Below are 21,550 nucleotides of genomic sequence, written 5' to 3'. Positions count from 1 at the left end.
CCGCGAAACGGAAATTGTGCGGGGCAAAAGTCTCTAGAGCATGATCCGGAAAAGTGTGAAGCGGTTTTTCGAAAAGATCATGCTCAAACAATATTAGGCGATCGCTTCGGCCCCATGAGGGCTGAAGCTCACGTTCACCGGCGAGTAACGCCGGGAACGATAAAACAGGGAGGAGACTATGGGGAACGACCTCACCCGTCGTGACGCGTTGGCGCTTGGCCTCTCGGCCGCGGCGCTGGCGGCAACCGGCGCTTCGGCACAATCAACGGAATCGCTGGTCAAGGCGGCCGACGTGGCGGCACCGTCGCTACCGATCGAGAAGGGCGCAAGCCTGCGGATGCTGCGCCCGGTCCGCTTCGTCAAGGCTGACGAGGACGTGTTCCGCGCCAACGCGGCCAAATTCACCGAGAAGATGGGCGTCGAGGTCAAGGTCGATTTCGTCGGCTGGGAGGACATCAACCAGCAGACCGCGGTGACCTCGAACTCTGGCGCTGGTCCCGACATCATCATCGGCTTCTCGGACGCGCCGCATATCTACGCCGACAAGCTGATCGAACTCACCGATGTCGCCGAATACCTCGGCAAGCGCTATGGCGGCTGGCAGACGCTGGCCCAGAAATACGGCAAGCGCGCCAAGGGCAACGCCTGGATCGGATTGCCGTTCGGCGCCAGCGGCGGGCCGCTGGTGTACCGCAAGTCGGTGCTGCAATCGATCGGCTACGACAAGATACCGGAGGATCATGCGGGCGTGCTGGACGTCTGCCGGAAGCTGCAGAAGGCCGGCAAGCCCGCAGGCTACGCGCTCGGCAACGCCGTCGGCGACGGCAACGGCTTTGCCAACTGGATCCTGTGGTCGCACAATGCATCCCTGCTCGATGAAGAGGGCAAGGTCACCATCAACAGCAAGGAGACGGTGGCCGCGCTGAAATATCTGAAGGAGCTGTATCCGACCTTCATCGCCGGCACCCCGTCCTGGAACGACGTCTCCAACAATCGCGCCTACTCCTCGCAGGAAATCGCGCTGACGGCCAACGGCGTCTCGCTCTATTTCGCGCTGAAGAACGATCCGGCGACCGCTGCGATCGCCGAGGACACCGAGCATCAGTTCCTGCCGAAGGGCCTGGCGAGCTCCACGCCGATGTCGGGGCTGACGCTGAACGCGATGGTGTTCAAGCACAGCCCCTATCCGAATGCGGCGAAAGCCTTCCTGCAGTTCATGCTGGAGAAGGAGCAGTACGAGCCGTGGCTCAACGCCAACAGCGGGTACTGGTCGCAGCCGCTCGCGGCGTACGCGGATGCTGCCGTGTGGTCCGGCGATCCCAAGGTCAAGATCTTCAAGGACACCATGAAAAGCCAATACTACGCCGGCTACAAGGGCCCGATCTCGACCGCGACCGGCGCCGTCAATGCCGACTACGTGCTGGTGCAGATGTGTGCGTCTGTCGCGACCGATGCCGCAACGCCGGAGGCTGCAGCCGCCGAAGCCGAGCGGCGCTGCAAGCGCTATTTCCGGCGCTAAATCGACAAACACCGTCATTGCGAGGAGCAACGCGACGAAGCAATCCATGCCTCCACAAGCGGTAAGATGGATTGCTTCGCTCCGCTCACAATGACGGCGTAGGGCTTTGATCAGCACAGGACACGCATTCATGTCCGTGACCACACTCTCTCCCCGAGGCCTGGCGCTCCGCCAGCCGAACTGGTTCGCGCGCCTGCTCGACTACAAGCCGTTCCTGATCGTCGTCTGCCTTGCGCCGGCGATCGGGCTGCTTGCCGTGTTCCTCACCTATCCGCTTGGGCTCGGCGTCTGGCTCGCCTTCACCGACACCACGATCGGGCGACGCGGCATCTATGTCGGATTGGAGAACTTCCAGTACCTCCTCAGCGATCCCCTGTGGTGGGGCGCGGTGTTCTACAGCGTGTTCTACACGGCGGTCGCGACCTTCGGGAAATTCGCGCTTGGCTTCTGGCTGGCGCTGCTGCTCAACAACCATTTCCCGTTCAAGAGCATCCTGCGCGCCATCGTGCTGCTGCCATGGATCGTGCCGACCGTGCTGTCGGCGCTGGCGTTCTGGTGGATCTACGATCCGCAGTTCTCGATCATCTCCTATCTGCTGGTCGACGTGCTGCACTGGCGCTCCACCAATATCGACTTCCTCGGCTCGGCCTGGCCGGCGCGATTCTCGCTGATCGCGGCCAATATCTGGCGCGGCATCCCGTTCGTGGCGATCTCGCTGCTGGCGGGCCTGCAGACCATCTCGCCGTCACTGTACGAAGCGGCGATGCTGGACGGCGCCTCATCCTGGCAGCGCTTCCGCTACATCACCTTCCCGATGATGATGCCGATCCTCGCCATCGTGATGACGTTCTCGATCATCTTCACCTTCACCGATTTCCAGCTCGTCTACGCCATTACCCGCGGCGGGCCGGTGAATTCCACGCACCTGCTCGCGACGCTGGCGTTCCAGCGCGGCATTGCCGGCGGCGAGCTTGGCGAGGGCGCGGCGATCGCGGTATCGATGGTACCGTTCCTGGTGTTCGCGACGCTGTTCAGCTATTTCGGCCTCGCCCGACGCAAATGGCAGCAGGGAGAGAGCGATGACTGACGCGGTCGCGCAACCAACCAACGTCGCCAGCGCCGCTCCCGATACCATGGCGTGGGACTCCCGCGCGCGGCGGATGGTGATGATCTATCTGCCGCTGGCCTGCTTCGTCATCATCCTGCTGTTCCCGTTCTACTGGATGGCGGTGACCGCGTTCAAACCGAACGCGGAGCTGTTGAACTACAAGGAGCACAACCCGTTCTGGATCTCCTCGCCGACGCTGGCGCATATCCAGCACCTCCTGTTCAACACCGCCTATCCGCGCTGGCTGAAGACGACGATGCTGGTGGCGATCGGCTCCACCTTCCTGTCGCTGCTCGCGAGCACGCTTGCAGCTTACGCGATCGAGCGGCTGCGCTTCCGCGGCAGTCCTTATGTGGGCCTCGGCATCTATCTCGCCTATCTGGTGCCGCCGTCGATCCTGTTCATTCCGCTCGCAACTGTCGTGGTGCAGTTCGGCCTGTTCGACAGCCCCTTGGCGCTGATCCTGGTCTATCCGACCTTCCTGGTGCCATTCTGCACCTGGCTCCTGATCGGCTATTTCAAGTCGATCCCCTATGAGCTCGAGGAATGCGCGCTGGTCGACGGCGCGACAAGGTTGCAGATCCTGCGGCGGATCACGCTGCCGCTCGCCGTGCCCGGCCTGATCTCGGCCGGCATCTTCTCCTTCACGCTGTCATGGAATGAGTTCATCTACGCGCTCGCCTTCATCCAGAGCAGCGCCAACAAGACTGTGCCGGTCGCGATCCTGACCGAGCTCGTCTCCGGCGACGTCTATCAATGGGGCGCGCTAATGGCAGGCTCGCTGCTCGGCTCGTTGCCGGTTGCGATCTTCTACTCGCTGTTCGTGGACTACTACGTGTCCTCGCTCACCGGCGCGGTGAAGGAGTAGCGGTTATCGCAGCGAGAACGAGATCGGGACGTTGAAGCCCATGGCGGGGTGCTTCATGTCTGATGGAAACGGCGGAAATGGCTGGGCGCGGCGAACCATGGCCACCACCTCCGCATCCAGCGCGGGATTGCCCGAGGAACGGCCGAGCCGGCTCGACGTCACCTGTCCGCCGCGACTGAGCGTGAAAACCACGCTGGCGATGCCCTGCTGTCCGGCGGACTTGGCGCCCGGCGGATATTGCTTGAAGCGCAAGAGATGGGCGCGGACGATCTGATTGTAGGAGGCAACCGCGGCAGCAGATGCACCGCTGCTGACGGCGGACATGGTCGGTCCCTGGCGCTCGACGCGTGGTGACGCGGTGGTGCGCGGCGCCGGCCGTGCCTCCGTCGGCTTCTTGGCGTCGGGGCGAACCACTTTCGGCTTGGCCGGCGTGGGCTTGCGGTCGGGAACGGGCTTTGCCGGTTCGGGCGCCGGTGGTGCCGGCTGCAGCTTTTGCTCCGGTGGCGCCACGACCTTGGGCTTCTCCTGCGGCGGGGTCGGCGGGATCAGCTCTTCCACCGCCTGCTGCGGCACCGGCTCGGGCGGCGAAGCGTCAGCGGCCTGCATCTCGGGGCCCGGCGCGAGATCCAGCGGCGTCGATTGCGGCGCTGAGGTCGCCGGCGCCATGTCGACCATGATCGCAGGCAGGGAGACACCGGGCAGCGGCTGCTCGCGATACCATTTCATACCGGCCGCGATTAGCGCTGCATGCGTGGCGAGGATCACGAGCGCCGAGATGCCCCAGCGCCGCAACGCGGCCTGATCGGTAACGTCATGCAGCGCAAACGCGTTCATGGCGATCAGCTTCGGCCGTCGAGGCCGACCAGCGCGATCTTGAGATAGCCCGCGTTGCGCAGCAGGTTCATCACCTCCATCAATTCGCCATAGCTCACCGCCTTGTCGGCGCGCACGAAGATGCGCTCGTCCTTGCGGCCCTTGGTGGCGCCGTCCAGCGTCGTGGCAAGCGCGTCACGCGCGACGATGTCCTCGCCGACAGCGACCGAGAGGTCGGGCTTCACCGTGACAAACACCGGCTTGTCGGGACGCGGCTGCGGCTCGGCGGTGCTCGCGGGCAGATCGACGCCGAGATCGACCGTGGCGAGCGGTGCCGCAACCATGAAGATGATGAGCAGCACCAGCATGACATCGATGAAGGGAGTGACGTTGATCTCATGCGCCTCGACGAGATCATCCTCGGCGCGAAACCGTCCGCCCCCTGCACTGCCCGCCCCGAGCCTGACGCCCATCATTCACTCCGCGGCGCGGGCGAGGCGAAACAGGCCGCGATCGCCCTCGCGGCTGACCAGGAGCAGCACCATCGCGCAGGCGTCTCCAAGCAGCGCGCGATGTGCCGCGATCGACCGTGTCAGGTGATTGTAGATCACAACCGCAGGGATCGCCGCGACCAGCCCCAGCGCGGTCGCAAGCAACGCTTCGGCAATGCCGGGCGCGACTACGGCGAGGTTGGTCGTATGCGCCTCGGAGATGCCGATGAAGGAATTCATGATGCCCCACACCGTGCCGAACAGGCCGACAAAGGGCGCAGTGGCGCCGATGGTCGCGAGCACACCGGTGCCGCGCGCGATCTGCCGCGCCATCGCGGCCTCGACTCGCTCCAACCTGAGCGCGGTGCGCTCCTTGAAGCCGTCATCGAACACGCCGCCGGAGAGGCTCGCCTCGCGCGCCGCGGACTGGATGATCTGCGCCACCGCGTCGTCGTCGCCGCGGCTCGCCTGCTCCGCCTCGGCCAGCACCGTATCCTTCTCGAGCAGCCGCAGCCGCTGTTTCGCCAGCGCCGTCTTGCGCCGGATCTCGATGGTCTTTGCCAGCCAGATCGTCCACGTCGCCAGCGAGGCGAAAGCGAGCCCGATCATGACCGCCTTCACCACGATGTCGGCGCTCTGGAACATGCCCCAGGGCGAGAGGTTGCGCGGCAATAGCGCATTGTCGTCGGCGGCGAAGCCGGCGGCCGGCCACAGCATTGCGTTGGAAGCGATCAGCGCCATGACGATCAGGCGCCGGCAAAATCCATCGAACCATGCTTGCATGATCGCCTCCCGACCTTGCTTCCTCAGGCCGCGCTCCTAGAGCTTCGGTTCTGATTGAATCAGAACCGAAGCTCTAGATTCTTGTTTTGACGCGTTTTCTTCACGCGAACCGGTGTCCACTTCGCTCGAAAACGCGCTGGGCGCGATCCGGTCCGCGAGTGCACGGAAGCGCTGGAGCTGGTCGCCGCGCAGCGCGCGGGTCTCGTCGCGACCGACGAACACCTTGAACATGATGCCGCCGTCGACATTGATGAAGGCGATGAAGGCTGACGACTTGCCCATGAAGGGGCGCTCGACAAAGGCGATCGCCGCGCAACGCTCGTAGCGGAGATGGCCGTGCAGGCCCTTCGGCTGCATCAGGTTGAAATAGCCGCGGCCGATCTCGCCCGCTGGTATCGCGCCGGTGAACTCGAAAATCGCATCGTCGGTGTGGACGATCAGCGTCACCTCGCCCCAACCGGCGATGTCCTGCATGGCGGCGGCGAATTCGCCGCCCGCACCAATCCGCGCCATCTCGCCCGGCAACGCCTCGATCACCGCGCGCGGCGAAATCTTTCGCTCGCGCGCGACGTCCTCGATCACGGCGCCGGGATTGTCGGCCATGTAGGCCCTGAGATCGGCGAGCTCCGTACTCGACATAACGGTCTCCTTACGCCGCGGCGCTCGCCTTGCGTTCGCTCTGGATCACCTCAAAGCCTTCGAACTTGGGATGACCGAGATAAAGGCTCTCGCCGGTCTTGTTATCGGCACGGGCATGCGCGCGGCGGAATTCTTCCGAGCGCGTCCAGGCCTCGAACGCCGCCTTGTCGACCCAGGTGGTGTGTGACGAATAGAGCGTGTGGTCCTCGGCCTCCGGCCCCTTGAGCAGATGGAATTCGACGAAGCCCGGCAGGTTGCCGAGATAGGACTCCCGGGTGGCCCAAACGGTCTCGAACGCCTGCTCCGAACCCTTCTTCACCTGAAACCGGTTCATGGCGATAAACATTGTCGAATTCTCCTTCCTACGTTCGCGGCGTTGGCCGCTTGTCGGGTTTTCGGCGCTGCGCCGCTTGCCCAGCCTGCCGGTTAAGTTGGTTGAAAACAAGAACGCGCCGGGCCGCGCTGGAGCGTCAGCGCGGCCGCGGCACGGATGAAAGTGCTCCCGGTTCCTCGATCAGGTCCCTCCAAAGTGATATCTGAGGCCGCCCTTGAAGACGATCCCCGGCCCCGCGCTGGCCCATTTGACGTCGTTCTGGGTGTCGCCGGTGGAGCCGACCGGAATGGCGTAGGGACGGTAGTATTGATCCAGGAGGTTCTCGACCGAGAAGTTGAGCACCAGATCGCGCGTCGGCGTATAGGCCACGTAGAGGTTCACGAGATCGTAGGACGTCGCCGGCGTGAAGGTCGGCGGGATATTGTTGTTGGCCAGCGCCGACGTCCACATCGCGGAGATCACCAGCGTGTTGTCGAGCAGGCGCACGCCGGCCGTCGTCGTGATCTTCTGCGGCGGAATGCTGTAGAGCCCGAGGCCGGTCTGGAGGTTCTTGCCCTGCATGTAGCTCCCGGCAATGCCGACGAACCAGGTTCTGGCATCATACATCGTCTCGGCTTCGAAACCCTCGATTCGGGCCTCGGCGATGTTCTGGTACTGCACGAAGGGCAATACGGTGATGCGCGGTGCGGGCGGCGGACCGGTCGGAACCACGAGCGGAGGTCCGTACGACACCAGATCGATGTAGTTCTCGATGTCGTTGCGGAAGAAGTTGAACTTGCCGCGGATGCTGTCGCCGGGCACGAACAGGTCGTTCTTCTTCAGGTTGAAGCCGATTTCCTTGTTCTTGCCGATCTCGGGCTTCAGGTTCGGGTTGGGGACGAAGCAGAATGTCGAGTCGGCGCCGGGTCCCGGCGTGCCCGACGGACAGCGGAAGAACGAGTCGTTGATGGTGGCGCCGGAATGCGGGCCGTTGACGAGCGTCTCGGTGATCGACGGCGCGCGGTAGCCTTCGGCATAGCTGACATAGGGCGTCAGCATCGCGGCAGGCATCAGTCCGACCGTGATCTTCGGCGACAGGCGGTCGCCGCTGGTGGACGTCGTCCCCGATTCCAACTGGTAATTGTCGTAACGCAGCGCCGAGATGGTTTCGACCAGGTTCTGGTAATTGGCCTTCCACTGCACGAAGCCGCCCGACACCGTGCGCCGGCCACCTGGCGTCGTCACCTCGGACGTGCCGCTCCTGTCGTTCGTGCTCACCTCGTCCTGGAATGCGTCGAGACCGTAGGTGATGGCATTGTGCCAGTCCAACAAATCGAAACGTGAGGTGTTGTGGATGTCGACGCCGTACGTATCCAGGAGGTAGCCGCGATTGCTGCCGATACAGCCGGAGACCGCGTTGCCGGGCACGCCGCCGCAGAAGGCCGACGGTGTAGTGCTGGTGTGCCCGGTCTTGATCTGGTCGTTCTCGGTGCGATTCCAGTAAACCTTCGCATCCCAGTCAAACAACCGGTCGTCAGGCTGCGAATAGGTCCAGCCGAGCGTCGTCGTGTAGTTCTTCACGTTGCTGGCGTAGATCGACGTGCCGGAGAGATTGTTGGTGCCGTTCGCATTGGTCGAGTTGGGATCGCCCGCGCGCCGCGCCGGCTGCCCGACGCTGTAGATGTCTTCCTGGAAGATGGTGCCGAGCTTGACTTCGTGTCCGTCGGCCGGGCGCACCGTCAGCTTGGCAATGCCGCTGGAGAGCCGGTTGCCGGTATTGGCGACTTCGAACCCGGTGCCGTCCTTGTAGTTCTCCTGCGTGCTGTAGGTGCCGCCGGCGAACACGTCGACATTGGGATTGACACGAACGCCGCCGAAAACCGAGGTGAGCCAGCGCCCCTCATTGCTGCCGAACACATTCTTGTAGTCGACGCCCCAGCGCTCGCCGGGGCGCACCACATCCTCGATGTCCTTGGTGCGGAACGAGGCCACGCCGCCGATCGCGCCGGAGCCGTAGATGTTCGCCGTCGGACCGCGCACGATGTCGATGCTGCTGATCAATTCCGGATTGAGGAAGAAGGAGCCGTTCGCGAAGTGGCCGGTGCGCTGGTAGTTCTGCCGGGCGCCATCGACCACCACCGCAACGCGACCAAAGTCCTGCAGGCCGCGGATGTTGATCGACGTCGACGGCTCGTCGCCGCGATCCTGCACCCAGACGCCGGGCAGATTATAGAGGAGATCGCCGATCGTGCTGGGCTGGCGGCCCTGGATCTGCTCGAGCGTAACGACGCTGACGGGCGCTAGCGCGTCGATTGCGCGCTCCTCGATCTTCGATGCGGCAACGGTGATGGTGTCGAGCGATTGCACCGTCACGGCACCGATCTGCGCGCGCGCATTCATTACGGGCGCGGCCGCCTGCTGCTCGACTTTCGGCTTTGCCGGCTTGCGCTTTGCCGGCTTGGCGCGCTCCGTCGCGCGACCAGTCGGGTGCGCGTCCGCGGCCTGGGCGAACCCGGACTCGAGAAGCAGCAATCCGATTGTAACCACTGATGCGCCCAAAATGAGGGCGCGCGAAATCCTAGCCCCGTCAGCCATATTGCCCCAATCCAAAGATCTGCTTTTTGGGTCTGGCTGGCGTGCGCTCGCGAAATGATGCGGGCGGCTTGCTGGCTACCAAAATACACAGTGCGGGTCACACGCCCGCGCTACGTTCACATTCGTTACGTCGCGGTAACAAAGTGGTCAACAACGGCACGGCGCAGTTTATATCGATTGTAAACTGCAGCGATTGGATTGCGGTGCGGGCGACCTGTACAAACAGCCATCCAGAGAACGTTCGGGGCGCAGCAAAGAGGATATGGCGGCAACTTCCGGAGACAATACCGAAGGCGCCGGGGGGCGCGCAGCAAATGCCTCACCTGCCGTGAGAAACCTCTCGATGACCGGCAACCGGATCGACAGCCGCGAGCTGTTTCAGACCGAACGGGAGATCATGATCGCGCATGGCAACGAGATTTACCGGTTGCGTCTGACGTCGCAGAACAAGCTGATCCTGACCAAGTGATCCCTCAATGGCAATTTGTCGCACGCTCGCAATCCTGCTGATCGCCAGCCTCTTGCCCGTTGAGGCGGCACCGGCCGCAAACACCACCGTGCATGATGCGCGCGACCGCGACGTCATCATCGACAACCCCTCGCGAATCGTCTCGATCGGCGGGGCGATCACCGAAATCCTTTATGCGCTCGGCTTCGAAGACCGTGTCGCCGGCGTCGATGCGACCAGCCTCTATCCGGCCGCCGCGCTGCGCGACAAACCCAATGTCGGCTATATGCGCCAGCTCTCGCCCGAGGGCGTGCTCGGGCTCAACCCGTCGCTGGTGCTGGCGGTGCAGGGTTCGGGACCGAAGGAAACCATGGACGTGCTGGAAGCGGCCAAGGTGCCGCTGGTGCTAGTGCCCGAAACCTTCTCCGAGCAGGGATTGCTCGACAAGATCAAACTGGTCGGCCACGCCATGGATGCCGATCCGCGCGCCGAATGCCTGACCACCGCCGTCGCGCATGATCTCGCGCAATTGCGCGAGCTGCGCGCCAAGGTCACAAAGCCGGTGCGGGTGATGTTCGTGATGTCGCTGCTCAACGGCCGCGCCATGGCGGCAGGCCGGAAAACGGCGGCGAACGAGATCATCCAGCTCGCCGGCGGCGTCAATGCGGTCGAGGGCTATGACGGCTACAAGATCGTCAGCGACGAGGCGATCGTCGCCGCCAAGCCCGACGTCGTGCTGTCGATCCAGCGCGGCAAGGATTCGCTGGAAGCCGAGGCGATCTATGCGCATCCGGCCTTCGCGCTGACGCCGGTCGCGGCGAACAAGAGCTTCATCTCGATGGAAGGACTCTATCTGCTTGGCTTCGGACCGCGCACGGCGGCTGCAGCGCGCGACCTTTCCACGAAGCTATACCCGGCGCTGGCGCCTCAGGCAGAGAAGTTCGTGCCCGCGGCGCTCGCGGCGAATTGCCGGCGATGAGCGCCTTGGCGGACGCGCGTGGCAATACTGCCGATCCTCGTACCAAGCGCCCGCGGCCGCCGGCAACGCTGACGCTGCTTTGCCTTTGCGCCGCGCTCGTCGGCACTGCGCTCATTGCGGTGACCCTGGGTGCCGCCGGAATCCCCCTCGCCCGCCTTCCCGCCGCGCTCGGCCTGTGGGGCGACGGAGCGGCCAATCCGCTGGTTGCGCGCGACCAGCTCGTGCTGTGGTCGATCCGGATTCCGCGGATCGTCGCCGCCGCGATGGTTGGCAGCCTCCTGGCGGCATCCGGCGCGATCATGCAGGGGTTGTTCCGCAATCCCCTCGCCGATCCCGCGCTTGTCGGCGTCTCCAGCGGCGGTGCCTTTGCTGCGGCCGCCGCGATCGTCTTCACAGACAGCCACATCGGCGAGAGCGTTCGCTTTATGCAGCACCAATTGCTGCCGCTGTCGGCGTTCGTCGGCTCGCTGGTGATGACCATCCTCCTCTACAGCATCGCAAGCCGCGCCGGTCGGACGTCGATCGCGATCTTCCTGCTGGCGGGAATTGCGATCGCCGCGATCGCCAATGCGGGCATCGGGCTTCTGGTCTTCGTCGCCGACGACCGCCAGCTCCGCGACATCACCTTCTGGATGCTGGGCTCGATGAGCGGCGCGACCTGGGGTAAGATCGCGACACTGGCGCCGGTGCTCACTGTTGCGCTGCTCGCGTGCCTGTCGATCGCGCGCGGGCTCGATGTGCTCGTGCTCGGCGAGGCCGAGGCTTTTCACAGCGGCGTCGACGTCGAGCGATTGAAACGGATTTCCATCATCCTGGTTTCAGCCATGACGGGGGTCGCGGTCTCCGTGTGCGGCGTCGTCGGCTTTGTCGGCATCGTGGTGCCGCATCTGCTCCGGCTCGCGATCGGACCGGCGCACCGGCTGCTGCTGCCGGCCTCGGTGCTGCTGGGCGCCGTGCTTTTGGTCGGCGCCGACACGATGGCCCGCACTATCGTGGCGCCGGCGGAAATGCCGATCGGCGTCCTGACGGCGGCAGTCGGCGCGCCGTTCTTCCTCGCCATCCTGCTGCGGCAGCGCAGCTTGGTTTCGCTATGACACCGATGCTGCAGGCGAAGGCGGTCTCGGTCGTGGTCAGTGGCGCCACGCTGGTCGATGCCGTCGATCTGCGTGTCAATCCGGGCGAGATGATCGCGATCGTGGGGCCGAACGGCGCCGGCAAGTCGACGCTGCTGCGCATGCTGTCCGGCGACATCACGCCGACCCGCGGCACGGTCGAATTGAAGCAGCGCGCGCTCCGCGCCTATCCGCCGCGCGAATTGGCGCGGCATCGCGCCATGCTGTCGCAGCATGTCAACGTCACCTTCCCGTTCACGGTAGAGGAAATCGTCTACATGGGCGCGGGCGACAATTCGCGCGCGACGGCCGCGCCGCTGGTCGAGTCCGCACTGGATGAGGTCGGGCTGAGCGGCTTCCGCCATCGCCAATTGCCGACGCTGTCGGGCGGCGAGCAGCAGCGCGCGCATTTCGCCCGCGTGCTGGTGCAGCTCGCCTGCGGCGAAGCACAGAACGGTGCGGGCCTGTTGCTGCTGGACGAGCCGACCTCGAGCCTCGATCTCAGGCACCAGATCGACCTGGTCGAGACCGCCCGCCGCCGCGCGCAGAACGGCACCGCTGTGATCGCGATCCTGCACGACCTCAACCTCGCGATGCGCTTTGCCGACCGTCTCGTTCTCCTGCATCGCGGCCGGCTTGCGGTCGACGGCGGCCGCAGCGAGGCGATGACCGCGGAGACGATCCGCACCATCTTCGAGATCGACGCCACGATCGACCATACTGAGAGCGGCATCCCCTTCCTGCTGCCGCAAACGATGCGACCGGTGACGTAACGCCGCAGGCATATCCAGCGGCAATCGTTAGAGCGTTTTCGAGCGAAGTGGACACCGGTTCGCGTGAAGAAACGCGTCAAGACAAGAATCTAGAGCTTCGGTTCTGATTCCATCAGAACCGAATATGCTCTAGCCGTCACAAAACTGTCAGCGCCATGTAACACGCGCCTCCCAGAACTCCGCCGCGTTTATCTTCAGGGGAGATCAACATGCGCAAATCACTGCTTTGCTCCGTCGCGTCCATCGTGCTGCTCTCGGGAGCCGCCTTCGCGCAGGGCGAAGGCGAATATCCGGCGACCCTCAAGGGCCACGCCGTGCTTCCGGCGGAAAGCTTCATCGACGCGCCGGCCGATGCACCAAACGATCTCAAGACCTCGGGCAAATACACCACCGGCCGCCGCGTCGACGCCACCGGCACCGTGATGGGCAAGTCCTACGAGCGGCCGACCGGCGTCTCGCTGCCGTTCAAGGGCCAGCCGCTGCAGGGCCATTCCGGCATCAAGGTGATGGCGGACGGCACGTTCTGGGTGCTCACCGACAATGGCATGGGCTCGCGCTACAACTCAGCCGATTCGATGCTGTACCTGAACCGGCACAAGATCGACTGGACAAGCGGCAAGATCGAGCGTCAGGAAACCGTGTTCCTGCACGACCCCGACAAGAAGGTGCCGTTCCGCATCGTGCATGAGGATACTGCCAAGCGCTATCTCACCGGCGCCGATTTCGACACCGAAGGCTTCCAGATCATCGGCGACACGTTCTGGATCGGCGACGAGTTCGGGCCCTACGTGATCAAGGCTGACAAGACCGGCAAGGTGCTGGCCGTGTTCGACAGCATCGCCGACGGCAAGCCGGTGCGCTCGCCCGATCACTGGTCGGTGCAGTCGCCGGGCGCGCCGGGCGCCAGCTACGCCACCGTCAACCTGCGCCGCTCCAAGGGCTACGAAGGCTTTGCCTCCTCGAAGGACGGCAAGTTCCTGTACGGCCTGCTCGAGGGCCCGCTGTGGGATGCCGAGAAGAAGGACTGGGAGAAGGTCGACGGCAAGGAAGCCTCTCGCATCCTCGAGTTCGACGTCGCGAACGAGAAATTCACCGGCCGCTACTGGCACTATGTGTTCGAGCAGAACGGCAATGCCATCGGCGACTTCAACATGATCGACCCGATCCAAGGCCTGATCATCGAGCGCGACAATGGCGAGGGCACCGCGGACAAGGCGTGCCCGCAGGGACAGCGCGGCGAGAACTGCTTCCCCGATCTCGCCAAGTTCAAGCGCGTCTACAAGGTCGAGCTCTCGGATGCCAATGTCGGCAAGCCCGTGCGCAAGGTCGCCTATATCGACCTGATGAAGATCCGCGATCCCGACAAGAAGGCGAAGAAGCCGCTCAATGACGGCGTGCTGACCTTTCCGTTCTTCACCATCGAGAACGTCGACAAGGTCGACGACACCCACATCATCGTCGGCAACGACAACAACCTGCCGTTCTCCTCGAGCCGCGATCCTAACAAGGCCGACGACAACGAGTTCGTGCTGCTGGAAGTGGGTGAGTTCCTGAAGGCGAAGTGAGTGACTCCCTCTCCCCGTTCTTCACGGGGAGAGGGTTGGGTGAGGGGCTCTCTCCACGATTACGGTGGCAGATGTATTCGCGGAGAGAGCCCCTCACCCGGATTGCTTCGCAATCTTACCTCTCCCCGCAAGAGCGGGGCGAGGTAAGAACCACCTACCCTGCCGGCGTCATCACGACGCCCTTGTCCTTGGGCCAGCGGATGCGCCAGGCGAAGTTGATCTCCTTCAGCTCGCTTGGTTTCGCATCGAACGTCCATTGCAGCACGCCGCGCCTGTCGCGCAGATTGGTCGCGGTCGGCGGCGTGGTCTGCGGCAGCATCTCGACCACGATCTCCTCGCTCTCGCTGACCGGGAGCTGATCCTCGATCGCGACGCGGATCGGGAAATCATGGCCGTTGCGGATGCTGGTCTTGAACGCGCGTTCGTCGGTCTTCGATGTCGTCACGATCAGACCCGCCGAGCCCTCGTTGCGCTTGACCACCGAGCGCTCGACCTTGACCTTGTCGTCGGCGCCGAAGCCGAGCCGCACCGTTTCGCCCTTGCCGGCGGACGCGATTTTGCTGCGCCCGACGAAGACGCCATCACGATAGATCGCGACGCGGCCGGGCAACAGCGGCGCGTCCTCGGCCTGCTTGAAGCTCGCCTCCAGGAACGCCGTCGGATCGAGCACCGGCACGGCGCGGATCGTCAGCTCGGGCGCGATCCCGCTGCTTCCGATGCGCAGGCTCTTGGCTCCCTCGCTGGCACCGAGGCTGACGCGGCCGGGGATTTTGAAGGTGGCCTGGAAGTCGCCGATCTCGGCCACGGCCTGCTGCTCGTCGGCGCGCTCGCGCGCATCGAACGCCTCGGCGGCCTTCGCGGCTGGCGCCGAGCGCAGTGCGGTCGCCGGCCGCGCCAGCTCCGGCACGGCGCTTGACAGCGGCACCGGGCGCGGAGGCTGAGGATACTGCACGAGCAGCGAATTCAATTCGGGCGCGCTGTCGCCACGGGCAATGCGCACGGTGGAGACGCCGAGCGCGACGTTCGACCAGTCCTCGCCGGTCGACTGCGTGATCTCGGCGCGGCGCACCAGTTCCAGCGAGGGTTTTCGATCTCTGGCGGCGGTATCGAGGCGCGCGTCGTAGATCGGCGCCCAGCGCGCATTGCGCACCGAATAGGTGACGCGCAGGGTGGCTTTCGCAGCAGTCGCGGCGGCGAGGTCGATACGGACCTCGAGCTTGCTTGGCGGCTTGGCGGCGCGGTCGGATTCCAGCCGCGCGATCTCGCGGTCGAGATCGCGCTGCTTGCGCTCGGCTTCGCGGATCGCGGTATCGGCGATCGCGATCTCCTCGGAAACGGCAGCAAAAGCGGCGCGCCATTCGGACAGCGGCCGCGCCTCGCCCTTCTCGCCGATGCCGACCGGGGCGGCTTCGGCAAAACGCGCGGCGAACTGGCGGCGGGCCCTGGCGGCGTCGATCGCCCCTTGCAGATTGGCGTGCTCGTCCTTCAGCGCCTCGATCCGCTTGTCGAGCTCGGGCAGGTTGACCGGCGGCGCCGCGCGCGGCTGGCGCGCGTCGATCGAGCCGATCGTCAGCTTGCCGTCGGCGTCGCCTTCAACGCGCAGCGAGGATGGATCGAGCGACAGCGGAAAATCCCTGGCGACCAGCGTGCTGTCGCCGGACGGCAGATCGAGCGTGATGACGCGGGTGACACTCGCACCATCGGGATAGACGGTCACCGCATCCACCGTCGAAGATGCATCGATGTCAGCCGCGCGCGCCGGCAAAGCGGCAAGCGCGGTGACCAGCACCAGACTGGTGGTGACAAGACAATTGGCAATCAAACGCATTGGATTCCTTTCCTGCATAGCGCGCAGACTTCAGCCTGTCGGCACTGCCGGACAGTGGCTGATGTCACACCCCCATCGGTGGTGAGACGCAGCGAGAAAGAAACCGGTTCGATTGGGGTGCCACAAAGATGGAGACCACAAACCTGCGGTATCCAGTTGCGCGCTAATCCCTCCCCCGTCATTGCGAGCGCAGCGAAGCAATCCATCCGTCCGCGTTCGAGGCTGGCAATGGATTGCTTCGCTGCGCTCGCAATGACGGGAGGGGAGAGCGCGGCCCACAAAAAAAGCACGGCGCTTGGGGGCGCCGTGCTTTGGTTCATCTCGCGTTCAGCCGAAGCCGTTCTCAGCTATAGATTTCAAACAGCCCGGCGCCGCCCTGACCGCCGCCGATGCACATGGTGACGACGCCCCACTTGGCCTTGCGGCGGCGGCCTTCCTGCAGCAGGTGGCCGGTGAGGCGCGCGCCGGTCATGCCGAAGGGGTGGCCGATCGCGATCGAGCCGCCATTGACATTGTACTTCTCGGGATCGATGCCGAGCTGGTCGCGGCAGTAGAGGCACTGGCTGGCGAAGGCTTCGTTGAGCTCCCAGAGATCGATGTCGTCGATCTTCAGGCTGTGGCGCTTCAACAGCTTCGGCACCGCGAACACGGGTCCGATGCCCATCTCGTCCGGCTCGCAGCCGGCGGTCGCCCAGGCGACGAAGCGGCCCAGCGGCTGCAGGCCGCGCTTCTCAGCGTCCTTGGCTTCCATCAGCACCACGGCGGCGGCGCCGTCGGAAAGCTGGCTGGCATTGCCGGCGGTGATGTACTTGCCGGCGCCCCTCACCGGCTCGAGCTTCGCGAGACCCTCGATCGTGGTGTCGGGACGGTTGCACTCGTCGCGGTCGACGACATAGTCCTTGATGCTCTCTTCCTTCGTCACCTTGTCGACCACCTTCATCTGGGTCTTCATCGGGACGATCTCGTCCTTGAACTTGTTCGCCTGCTGTGCGGCCGCCATGCGGCGCTGCGACTCCAGCGAAAACTCGTCCTGATATTCGCGGCTCAGCTTGTAGCGCTCGGCGACGATGTCGGCGGTGTCGATCATCGCCATGAAGATGTCGGGCGCGGTCTTGAGCAGCTCCGGATCGACCGATTCCTTCGGCGTGCCGCCGCCGGGAATCGAGATGCTCTCGACGCCGCCGGCGACGATGCATTCGGCGCCATCGGAACGGATCGAGTTGGCGGCCATCGCGATGGTCTGCAGCCCCGAGGAGCAGAAGCGGTTCACCGAGACACCCGCGGTCGACTTCGGCAGGCCGGCGAGCAGCGCGGCCTGACGGCCGATATTGGGCGCGCCGTGGGCGCAATTGCCGAGATAGCAATCCTCGACATATTCCTTGTCGACGCCGGCGCGCTCGACGGCATGCTTGATGGCGTGCGCCGCCAGCGACATCGGCGGGGTGATGTTGAACCCACCGCGGGCGGACTTCGCCAGCCCCGTGCGTGCATAGGAAACAATAACGGCTTCACGCATTGTGTTTTCTCCCTTGTTCGGACGGCCTGATGACCGGTCTTGGCCCATTCGTACACGGATTTTGTCGGGTGCCAAACGACAAACGCCGCCTCCGATGCCGGAGGCGGCGTCATGTTCCGCAGGTCGGAATATCTGGATCTAGCGGCGGGACTGCCTTCCCTTCTCCCCTTGTGGGAGAAGGTGTCGCGCATGCAATGCGCGACGGATGAGGGGTTGTCTCCACGGGCGACGGCGCTCGTGGAGACAACCCCTCACCCGAATGAGTCTGGTGCTGACGGCGGAGCTGCCCTCTCCCACAAGGGGCGAGGGCGCGGCAATTGGCACCTCGTGCGTTCAGAACACCAGCGCCTTGACCTGCTTGACCTGCGGCAGCGCCTGCACCTTGGCGAGCACGTCCGCCGGCACCGGGCCGTCGACCTCGACCAGCGCGATCGCGTCGCCGCCTTGCGCGACGCGGCCGAGATGGAAGGTCGCGATGTTGATCTTGGCGTCGCCGAGCAGGCTTGCGAACTTGCCGATGAAGCCCGGCTTATCCTCGTTGGTCACATAGATCATCGACTTGCCGAACTCGGCGTCGACGCGGATGCCCTTGATGTCGACCAGCCGCGGCTTGCCGTCGTGATAGACGGTGCCGGACACCGAGCGTTCCTGCCGCTCCGTCGTCACGGTCACGGTGATCAGGCTCTCATAGTCGCTCTGCGCGGCGCGCGTCACCTCGTCGACCACCATGCCGCGCTCCTTGGCAACGACAGGCGCGGAGACGACGTTGACGTCGCCCAGCATCGGCCGCAGCAGGCCCGACAGCACCGCCGAGGTCAGCGCCTTGATCTTCATCTCGGCGACATGGCCCTCATAGGTGATCTGGGTCTTGACGATGCCGCTCTCGGTGAGCTGGCCGGCGAACGAGCCGAGCTTCTCGGCGAGCTCGATGAACGGCTTCAGCTTCGGCGCCTCCTCGGCCGTGATCGAGGGGAAGTTGATGGCGTTGGAGATCGCACCGGTGAGCAGATAATCCGACATCTGCTCGGCGACCTGCAGCGCGACATTCTCCTGCGCTTCCGTGGTGGACGCGCCGAGATGCGGGGTGCAGATCACGTTGGGATGGCCGAACAGGATGTTCGAGGTCGCCGGCTCCTCGGAGAACACGTCGAAGGCGGCGCCCGCGACATGCTTGGAATTGAGCGCGTCGACCAGTGCCTGCTCGTCGACGAGGCCGCCGCGGGCGCAATTGACGATGCGGACGCCCTGCTTCATCTTCGCAAGCGCTGCGGCATCGATGATGTTGCGGGTCTTGTCGGTGAGCGGCGTGTGCAGGGTGATGAAATCGGCGCGCTTGAAGAGATCGTCGAGCTCGACCTTCTCGACCCCGATATCCTTGGCGCGCTCCGGCGACAGGAACGGATCGAAGGCGATCACCTTCATGCGCAGGCCGAGCGCGCGGTCGCAGACGATCGAGCCGATATTGCCGCAGCCGACCACGCCGAGCGTCTTGTTGGTGATCTCGACGCCCATGAAGCGGTTCTTCTCCCACTTGCCGGCCTGCGTCGAGGCATCGGCCTGCGGGATCTCGCGAGCGAGCGCCAGCATCAGCGTGATCGCGTGCTCGGCGGTCGTGATCGAATTGCCGAACGGCGTGTTCATCACGATGATGCCCTTGGCCGTCGCCGCCGGGATCTCGACGTTGTCAACGCCGATGCCGGCGCGGCCGATCACCTTCAGCCTGGTGGCCTTCTCGATGATCTTGGCGGTCGCCTTGGTCGCCGAGCGGATCGCGAGGCCGTCATAGTTGCCGATGATCTCGGCGAGCTTTTCCTTGTCCTTGCCGAGATTGGGCTGGAAGTCGACCTCGACGCCGCGATCTTTGAAGATCTGCACGGCCGCGGGCGACAGGGCGTCGGAAATGAGAACTTTGGGTTTGCTCATGGGAGTGGTCCCTCGATGGACGATGCACTGATGGCGTCACCCGCGAACCTGCCTCGCGAATCCATCTTCTTTTCGTGATGGATGGCCGGGTCAAGCCCGGCCATGACGATGAAGAGGTGACGTTACTTACGCGGCCTTCGGCAGCGAGGCCTTGGTCTCAGCGAAGGCCCAGTCGATCCACTGCGTGAGCAGTTCGACGTCCTTGGCTTCCACGGTGGCGCCGCACCAGATACGCAGGCCTGCCGGCGCATCGCGATAGTGCGCGAAGTCGAAGCCCGCATTCTCCTTCTCAACCAGGGCAACCAGCTTCTTGCAGAAGTCGGCCTGCAGGTCCGGCGCGAGCGAGGTGATCGCGGGATCCGTGATCTTCAGGCACACCGAGGTGTTGGAACGGATCGCGGGATCCTTGGCCAGGAAATCGATCCACGGCGTCCGCGCCTTCCAGTCGGCGAGCACCTTGGTGCTGGCGTCGGCGCGCGCGATCAGCGCCTTCAGGCCGCCGATCGATTTCGCCCAGTCGAGCGCATCGAGATAGTCCTCGACGCAGAGCATCGACGGCGTGTTGATGGTCTCGCCTTCGAAGATGCCCTGGTTGAGCTTGCCGCCCTTGGTCATGCGGAAGATCTTCGGCAGCGGCCAGGCCGGCTTGTAGGTCTCGAGCCGCTCCACCGCGCGCGGCGAGAGGATCAGCATGCCATGCGCGGCCTCGCCGCCCAGCGCCTTCTGCCAGGAGAAGGTGATGACGTCGAGCTTCGGCCAGTCGAGCGGCTGCGCGAATGCCGCCGAGGTCGCGTCGCAGATGGTGAGGCCTTCGCGGGTCGCGCTGATCCAGTCGGCGTTCGGCACGCGGACACCAGAGGTGGTGCCGTTCCAGGTGAAGACGACGTCACTTGCCGGATCGACCTTGGAGAGATCCGGGATCTCGCCATAGCCGGCGTTGAGCTTGGTAACGTCCTTGAGCTTCAGTTCCTTGACGATGTCGCTGACCCAGCCCTCGCCGAACGATTCCCAGGCCAGCGTCGTGACGGGCCGCGCACCGAGCAGCGACCACAGCGCCATCTCGACAGCGCCGGTGTCGGAGGCTGGCACGATGCCGATCTTGTAGTCGGCCGGCACCTCCAGCACTTCGCGCGTCAGCTCAATAGCTTGCTTGAGCTTGGCCTTGCCGATCTTCGCGCGATGCGAGCGGCCGAGCGCGGCGTCCTTGAGATTTTGGGGAGTCCAGCCGGGGCGCTTGGCGCAGGGGCCGGAGGAGAAATGCGGCACGTTCGGCCGCGAAGCGGGCTTCGCTGCAGTCATGATCTACCCTTCCAGATAGCTGCCTCTCGGTGGGGAGAGGTTTCCCGCCGCCGGAGATAGTGGAAGGGTAAAGACTCGTCAAGGAACTTCCTGATGATCACAGGCGATTGATGGCGCCTCGTCGGGCGATGGCGCCTGATCAAGCAGTCCGGCCGCATCGTTCACCAGCTTGACGGCCTTCCGCCGGCTGGAGACTCTCATGATGCTCTTTTCATCGGCCTGCACGATGTATTCGTTGCCCGCCCTGACGATTGAATATCGCTTCATCTGAAATATCCCCAAGCTGTCCCAGAACGCGAAGACTTTGGACCGGCATCGCGTTCGATCTTTGCTTGATCATGATCTCTTGCGGATCATGTTCTGCCGCTGGGAGACGCGTAACTAGCAGCAGCGTTCCCGGCCGTAAAATTACGGAGGCCGGCGTAGTTTATCGCTTGTTAACCGGAACGCAGAGCGACGACTACCACTGCGATCAGCGATCTTGCCCGCGCAGCTTGGCGCAAGTCAGAAGCGCATCGTCATGCCGATATGACTGCGTTGAAATCCAAGCCGTTCATAGAAGCGCTGCGCGTCGGTGCGGGTGTGATGCGTCAGCAGTTCGACGAGGATGCAACCGCTCGCGCGCGCTTCAGTGATCGCCCATTGCACCATCTGCTCGCCGATGCCGCGGCTGCGGCAGTGGGTTGCAACGCGCACATCCTCGATCAGGCCGCGCGAGGCGCCTTGCGAACTTATGCCCGGCAGGATGCATAGTTGCAGGCAGCCGACCACTGCGCCGTCAGCGTCCTCGGCGACCACGAGCTTGAAATTCGGATCGCGATCGACCTTCTCGAACGCGGCGAAATAGGATTGAGGCAAGGGATCCTCGATCCGCTCGCGCGCGCTGCCAAGCCGATCATCCGCAAGCATGCCGACGATGACGGGAACATCGTCGCGACGGGCGCGGCGGATCGTGATCGAGGACGCAGTTGCCATGAT

The 21,550-nt window shown here is 64.3% G+C and carries 19 protein-coding genes and 1 pseudogene; 8 read left to right on the top strand and 12 right to left on the bottom strand.

Annotation, left to right across the window (positions count from 1 at the left end; all coding sequences use genetic code 11):
• Positions 1-178 precede the first annotated feature (178 nt).
• The 3 genes from AC5ZGW_RS16655 to AC5ZGW_RS16645 all read left to right on the top strand — a co-directional run bounded on the left by AC5ZGW_RS16655 (position 179) and on the right by AC5ZGW_RS16645 (position 3,495).
• Positions 179-1,519: an ABC transporter substrate-binding protein gene (locus tag AC5ZGW_RS16655; protein ID WP_130227403.1), complete on the top strand. Its 1,341-nt coding sequence runs from the start codon at positions 179-181 to the stop codon at positions 1,517-1,519.
• A 130-nt stretch (positions 1,520-1,649) separates the two neighbouring features.
• Positions 1,650-2,606, top strand: coding sequence for a carbohydrate ABC transporter permease (locus AC5ZGW_RS16650; RefSeq protein ID WP_130227404.1), 957 nt, complete (start codon positions 1,650-1,652; stop codon positions 2,604-2,606).
• Entirely contained in the window at positions 2,599-3,495 is an 897-nt protein-coding gene (locus AC5ZGW_RS16645; protein ID WP_130227405.1) for a carbohydrate ABC transporter permease, read from the top strand. Before AC5ZGW_RS16650 ends, AC5ZGW_RS16645 begins: the two co-directional genes overlap by 8 nt.
• 3 nt (positions 3,496-3,498) lie before the next feature.
• Here AC5ZGW_RS16645 and AC5ZGW_RS16640 read toward each other — a convergent pair whose 3' ends face one another.
• From AC5ZGW_RS16640 to AC5ZGW_RS16615, 6 genes and pseudogenes are all read right to left on the bottom strand, one after another.
• The gene (locus tag AC5ZGW_RS16640; RefSeq protein WP_130227406.1) at positions 3,499-4,335 is read right to left on the bottom strand and encodes an energy transducer TonB; all 837 of its coding nucleotides are present in this window, start codon (positions 4,333-4,335) and stop codon (positions 3,499-3,501) included.
• A complete protein-coding gene (exbD, locus tag AC5ZGW_RS16635) occupies positions 4,335-4,781 on the bottom strand; it encodes a TonB system transport protein ExbD (RefSeq protein WP_028163837.1) in 447 nt (148 codons plus the stop codon). Before exbD ends, AC5ZGW_RS16640 begins: the two co-directional genes overlap by 1 nt.
• A gap of 3 nt (positions 4,782-4,784) precedes the next feature.
• Positions 4,785-5,540, bottom strand: coding sequence for a tonB-system energizer ExbB (gene exbB / locus AC5ZGW_RS16630; protein WP_130227414.1), 756 nt, complete (start codon positions 5,538-5,540; stop codon positions 4,785-4,787).
• A gap of 183 nt (positions 5,541-5,723) precedes the next feature.
• Positions 5,724-6,221: pseudogene (gene hutX, locus AC5ZGW_RS16625) on the bottom strand (heme utilization cystosolic carrier protein HutX); the annotation flags it as partial.
• Positions 6,222-6,231: 10 nt separating this feature from the next.
• Positions 6,232-6,567, bottom strand: a complete 336-nt coding sequence (gene hmuQ, locus AC5ZGW_RS16620) for a heme-degrading protein HmuQ (RefSeq protein WP_130227408.1) — start codon at positions 6,565-6,567, stop codon at positions 6,232-6,234.
• Between the two features lie 168 nt (positions 6,568-6,735).
• On the bottom strand, positions 6,736-9,129 hold the full coding sequence (locus AC5ZGW_RS16615; protein WP_130227409.1) for a TonB-dependent hemoglobin/transferrin/lactoferrin family receptor: 2,394 nt from the start codon (positions 9,127-9,129) through the stop codon (positions 6,736-6,738).
• Positions 9,130-9,391: 262 nt separating this feature from the next.
• Here AC5ZGW_RS16615 and AC5ZGW_RS16610 point away from each other — a divergent pair, with 262 nt between their 5' ends.
• The 5 genes from AC5ZGW_RS16610 to AC5ZGW_RS16590 all read left to right on the top strand — a co-directional run bounded on the left by AC5ZGW_RS16610 (position 9,392) and on the right by AC5ZGW_RS16590 (position 14,006).
• A complete protein-coding gene (locus tag AC5ZGW_RS16610; RefSeq protein WP_028163842.1) occupies positions 9,392-9,598 on the top strand; it encodes a hemin uptake protein HemP in 207 nt (68 codons plus the stop codon).
• 7 nt (positions 9,599-9,605) lie between these two features.
• Positions 9,606-10,556 carry a heme/hemin ABC transporter substrate-binding protein gene (locus tag AC5ZGW_RS16605; protein WP_130227410.1) on the top strand — a complete coding sequence of 317 codons (951 nt, stop codon included), beginning with the start codon at positions 9,606-9,608 and terminating at the stop codon, positions 10,554-10,556.
• Complete coding sequence (locus AC5ZGW_RS16600) at positions 10,553-11,650, top strand: FecCD family ABC transporter permease (protein ID WP_496113935.1); 1,098 nt, start codon at positions 10,553-10,555, stop codon at positions 11,648-11,650. Before AC5ZGW_RS16605 ends, AC5ZGW_RS16600 begins: the two co-directional genes overlap by 4 nt.
• Positions 11,647-12,441: a heme ABC transporter ATP-binding protein gene (locus AC5ZGW_RS16595; RefSeq protein ID WP_130227917.1), complete on the top strand. Its 795-nt coding sequence runs from the start codon at positions 11,647-11,649 to the stop codon at positions 12,439-12,441. The genes AC5ZGW_RS16600 and AC5ZGW_RS16595 overlap by 4 nt, the downstream gene beginning before the upstream one ends.
• Positions 12,442-12,650: 209 nt before the next feature.
• Positions 12,651-14,006 carry an esterase-like activity of phytase family protein gene (locus tag AC5ZGW_RS16590; RefSeq protein ID WP_130227918.1) on the top strand — a complete coding sequence of 452 codons (1,356 nt, stop codon included), beginning with the start codon at positions 12,651-12,653 and terminating at the stop codon, positions 14,004-14,006.
• Positions 14,007-14,160: 154 nt separating this feature from the next.
• Here AC5ZGW_RS16590 and AC5ZGW_RS16585 read toward each other — a convergent pair whose 3' ends face one another.
• From AC5ZGW_RS16585 to AC5ZGW_RS16560, 6 genes are all read right to left on the bottom strand, one after another.
• On the bottom strand, positions 14,161-15,834 hold the full coding sequence (locus AC5ZGW_RS16585) for a mucoidy inhibitor MuiA family protein (RefSeq protein WP_130227919.1): 1,674 nt from the start codon (positions 15,832-15,834) through the stop codon (positions 14,161-14,163).
• 343 nt (positions 15,835-16,177) lie between these two features.
• The gene (locus tag AC5ZGW_RS16580) at positions 16,178-17,350 is read right to left on the bottom strand and encodes a thiolase family protein (protein ID WP_130227920.1); all 1,173 of its coding nucleotides are present in this window, start codon (positions 17,348-17,350) and stop codon (positions 16,178-16,180) included.
• A 333-nt stretch (positions 17,351-17,683) separates the two neighbouring features.
• Positions 17,684-19,273, bottom strand: coding sequence for a phosphoglycerate dehydrogenase (gene serA / locus AC5ZGW_RS16575; RefSeq protein ID WP_130227921.1), 1,590 nt, complete (start codon positions 19,271-19,273; stop codon positions 17,684-17,686).
• Between the two features lie 126 nt (positions 19,274-19,399).
• Entirely contained in the window at positions 19,400-20,572 is a 1,173-nt protein-coding gene (locus tag AC5ZGW_RS16570) for a phosphoserine transaminase (protein ID WP_130227922.1), read from the bottom strand.
• A gap of 78 nt (positions 20,573-20,650) precedes the next feature.
• A complete protein-coding gene (locus AC5ZGW_RS16565) occupies positions 20,651-20,839 on the bottom strand; it encodes a hypothetical protein (protein WP_028163851.1) in 189 nt (62 codons plus the stop codon).
• Between the two features lie 237 nt (positions 20,840-21,076).
• On the bottom strand, positions 21,077-21,547 hold the full coding sequence (locus AC5ZGW_RS16560; RefSeq protein ID WP_028163852.1) for a GNAT family N-acetyltransferase: 471 nt from the start codon (positions 21,545-21,547) through the stop codon (positions 21,077-21,079).
• Positions 21,548-21,550 lie beyond the last annotated feature (3 nt).

This window comes from Bradyrhizobium sp. Crot121 (assembly GCF_059512385.1).
The sequence above is the reverse complement of the archived record's forward strand: the minus strand, read 5'-3'. Positions and strand labels throughout refer to the sequence as shown.

Coding starts and splice junctions, on each gene's coding strand:
- AC5ZGW_RS16655 (WP_130227403.1), top strand. CDS start 179: ATGGGGAACGACCTCACCCGTCGTGACGCGTTGGCGCTTGGCCTCTCG.
- AC5ZGW_RS16650 (WP_130227404.1), top strand. CDS start 1,650: ATGTCCGTGACCACACTCTCTCCCCGAGGCCTGGCGCTCCGCCAGCCG.
- AC5ZGW_RS16645 (WP_130227405.1), top strand. CDS start 2,599: ATGACTGACGCGGTCGCGCAACCAACCAACGTCGCCAGCGCCGCTCCC.
- exbD (WP_028163837.1), bottom strand. CDS start 4,781: ATGGGCGTCAGGCTCGGGGCGGGCAGTGCAGGGGGCGGACGGTTTCGC.
- exbB (WP_130227414.1), bottom strand. CDS start 5,540: ATGGCGCTGATCGCTTCCAACGCAATGCTGTGGCCGGCCGCCGGCTTC.
- hmuQ (WP_130227408.1), bottom strand. CDS start 6,567: ATGTTTATCGCCATGAACCGGTTTCAGGTGAAGAAGGGTTCGGAGCAG.
- AC5ZGW_RS16615 (WP_130227409.1), bottom strand. CDS start 9,129: ATGGCTGACGGGGCTAGGATTTCGCGCGCCCTCATTTTGGGCGCATCA.
- AC5ZGW_RS16610 (WP_028163842.1), top strand. CDS start 9,392: ATGGCGGCAACTTCCGGAGACAATACCGAAGGCGCCGGGGGGCGCGCA.
- AC5ZGW_RS16605 (WP_130227410.1), top strand. CDS start 9,606: ATGGCAATTTGTCGCACGCTCGCAATCCTGCTGATCGCCAGCCTCTTG.
- AC5ZGW_RS16600 (WP_496113935.1), top strand. CDS start 10,553: ATGAGCGCCTTGGCGGACGCGCGTGGCAATACTGCCGATCCTCGTACC.
- AC5ZGW_RS16595 (WP_130227917.1), top strand. CDS start 11,647: ATGACACCGATGCTGCAGGCGAAGGCGGTCTCGGTCGTGGTCAGTGGC.
- AC5ZGW_RS16590 (WP_130227918.1), top strand. CDS start 12,651: ATGCGCAAATCACTGCTTTGCTCCGTCGCGTCCATCGTGCTGCTCTCG.
- AC5ZGW_RS16585 (WP_130227919.1), bottom strand. CDS start 15,834: ATGCGTTTGATTGCCAATTGTCTTGTCACCACCAGTCTGGTGCTGGTC.
- AC5ZGW_RS16580 (WP_130227920.1), bottom strand. CDS start 17,350: ATGCGTGAAGCCGTTATTGTTTCCTATGCACGCACGGGGCTGGCGAAG.
- serA (WP_130227921.1), bottom strand. CDS start 19,273: ATGAGCAAACCCAAAGTTCTCATTTCCGACGCCCTGTCGCCCGCGGCC.
- AC5ZGW_RS16570 (WP_130227922.1), bottom strand. CDS start 20,572: ATGACTGCAGCGAAGCCCGCTTCGCGGCCGAACGTGCCGCATTTCTCC.
- AC5ZGW_RS16565 (WP_028163851.1), bottom strand. CDS start 20,839: ATGAAGCGATATTCAATCGTCAGGGCGGGCAACGAATACATCGTGCAG.
- AC5ZGW_RS16560 (WP_028163852.1), bottom strand. CDS start 21,547: ATGGCAACTGCGTCCTCGATCACGATCCGCCGCGCCCGTCGCGACGAT.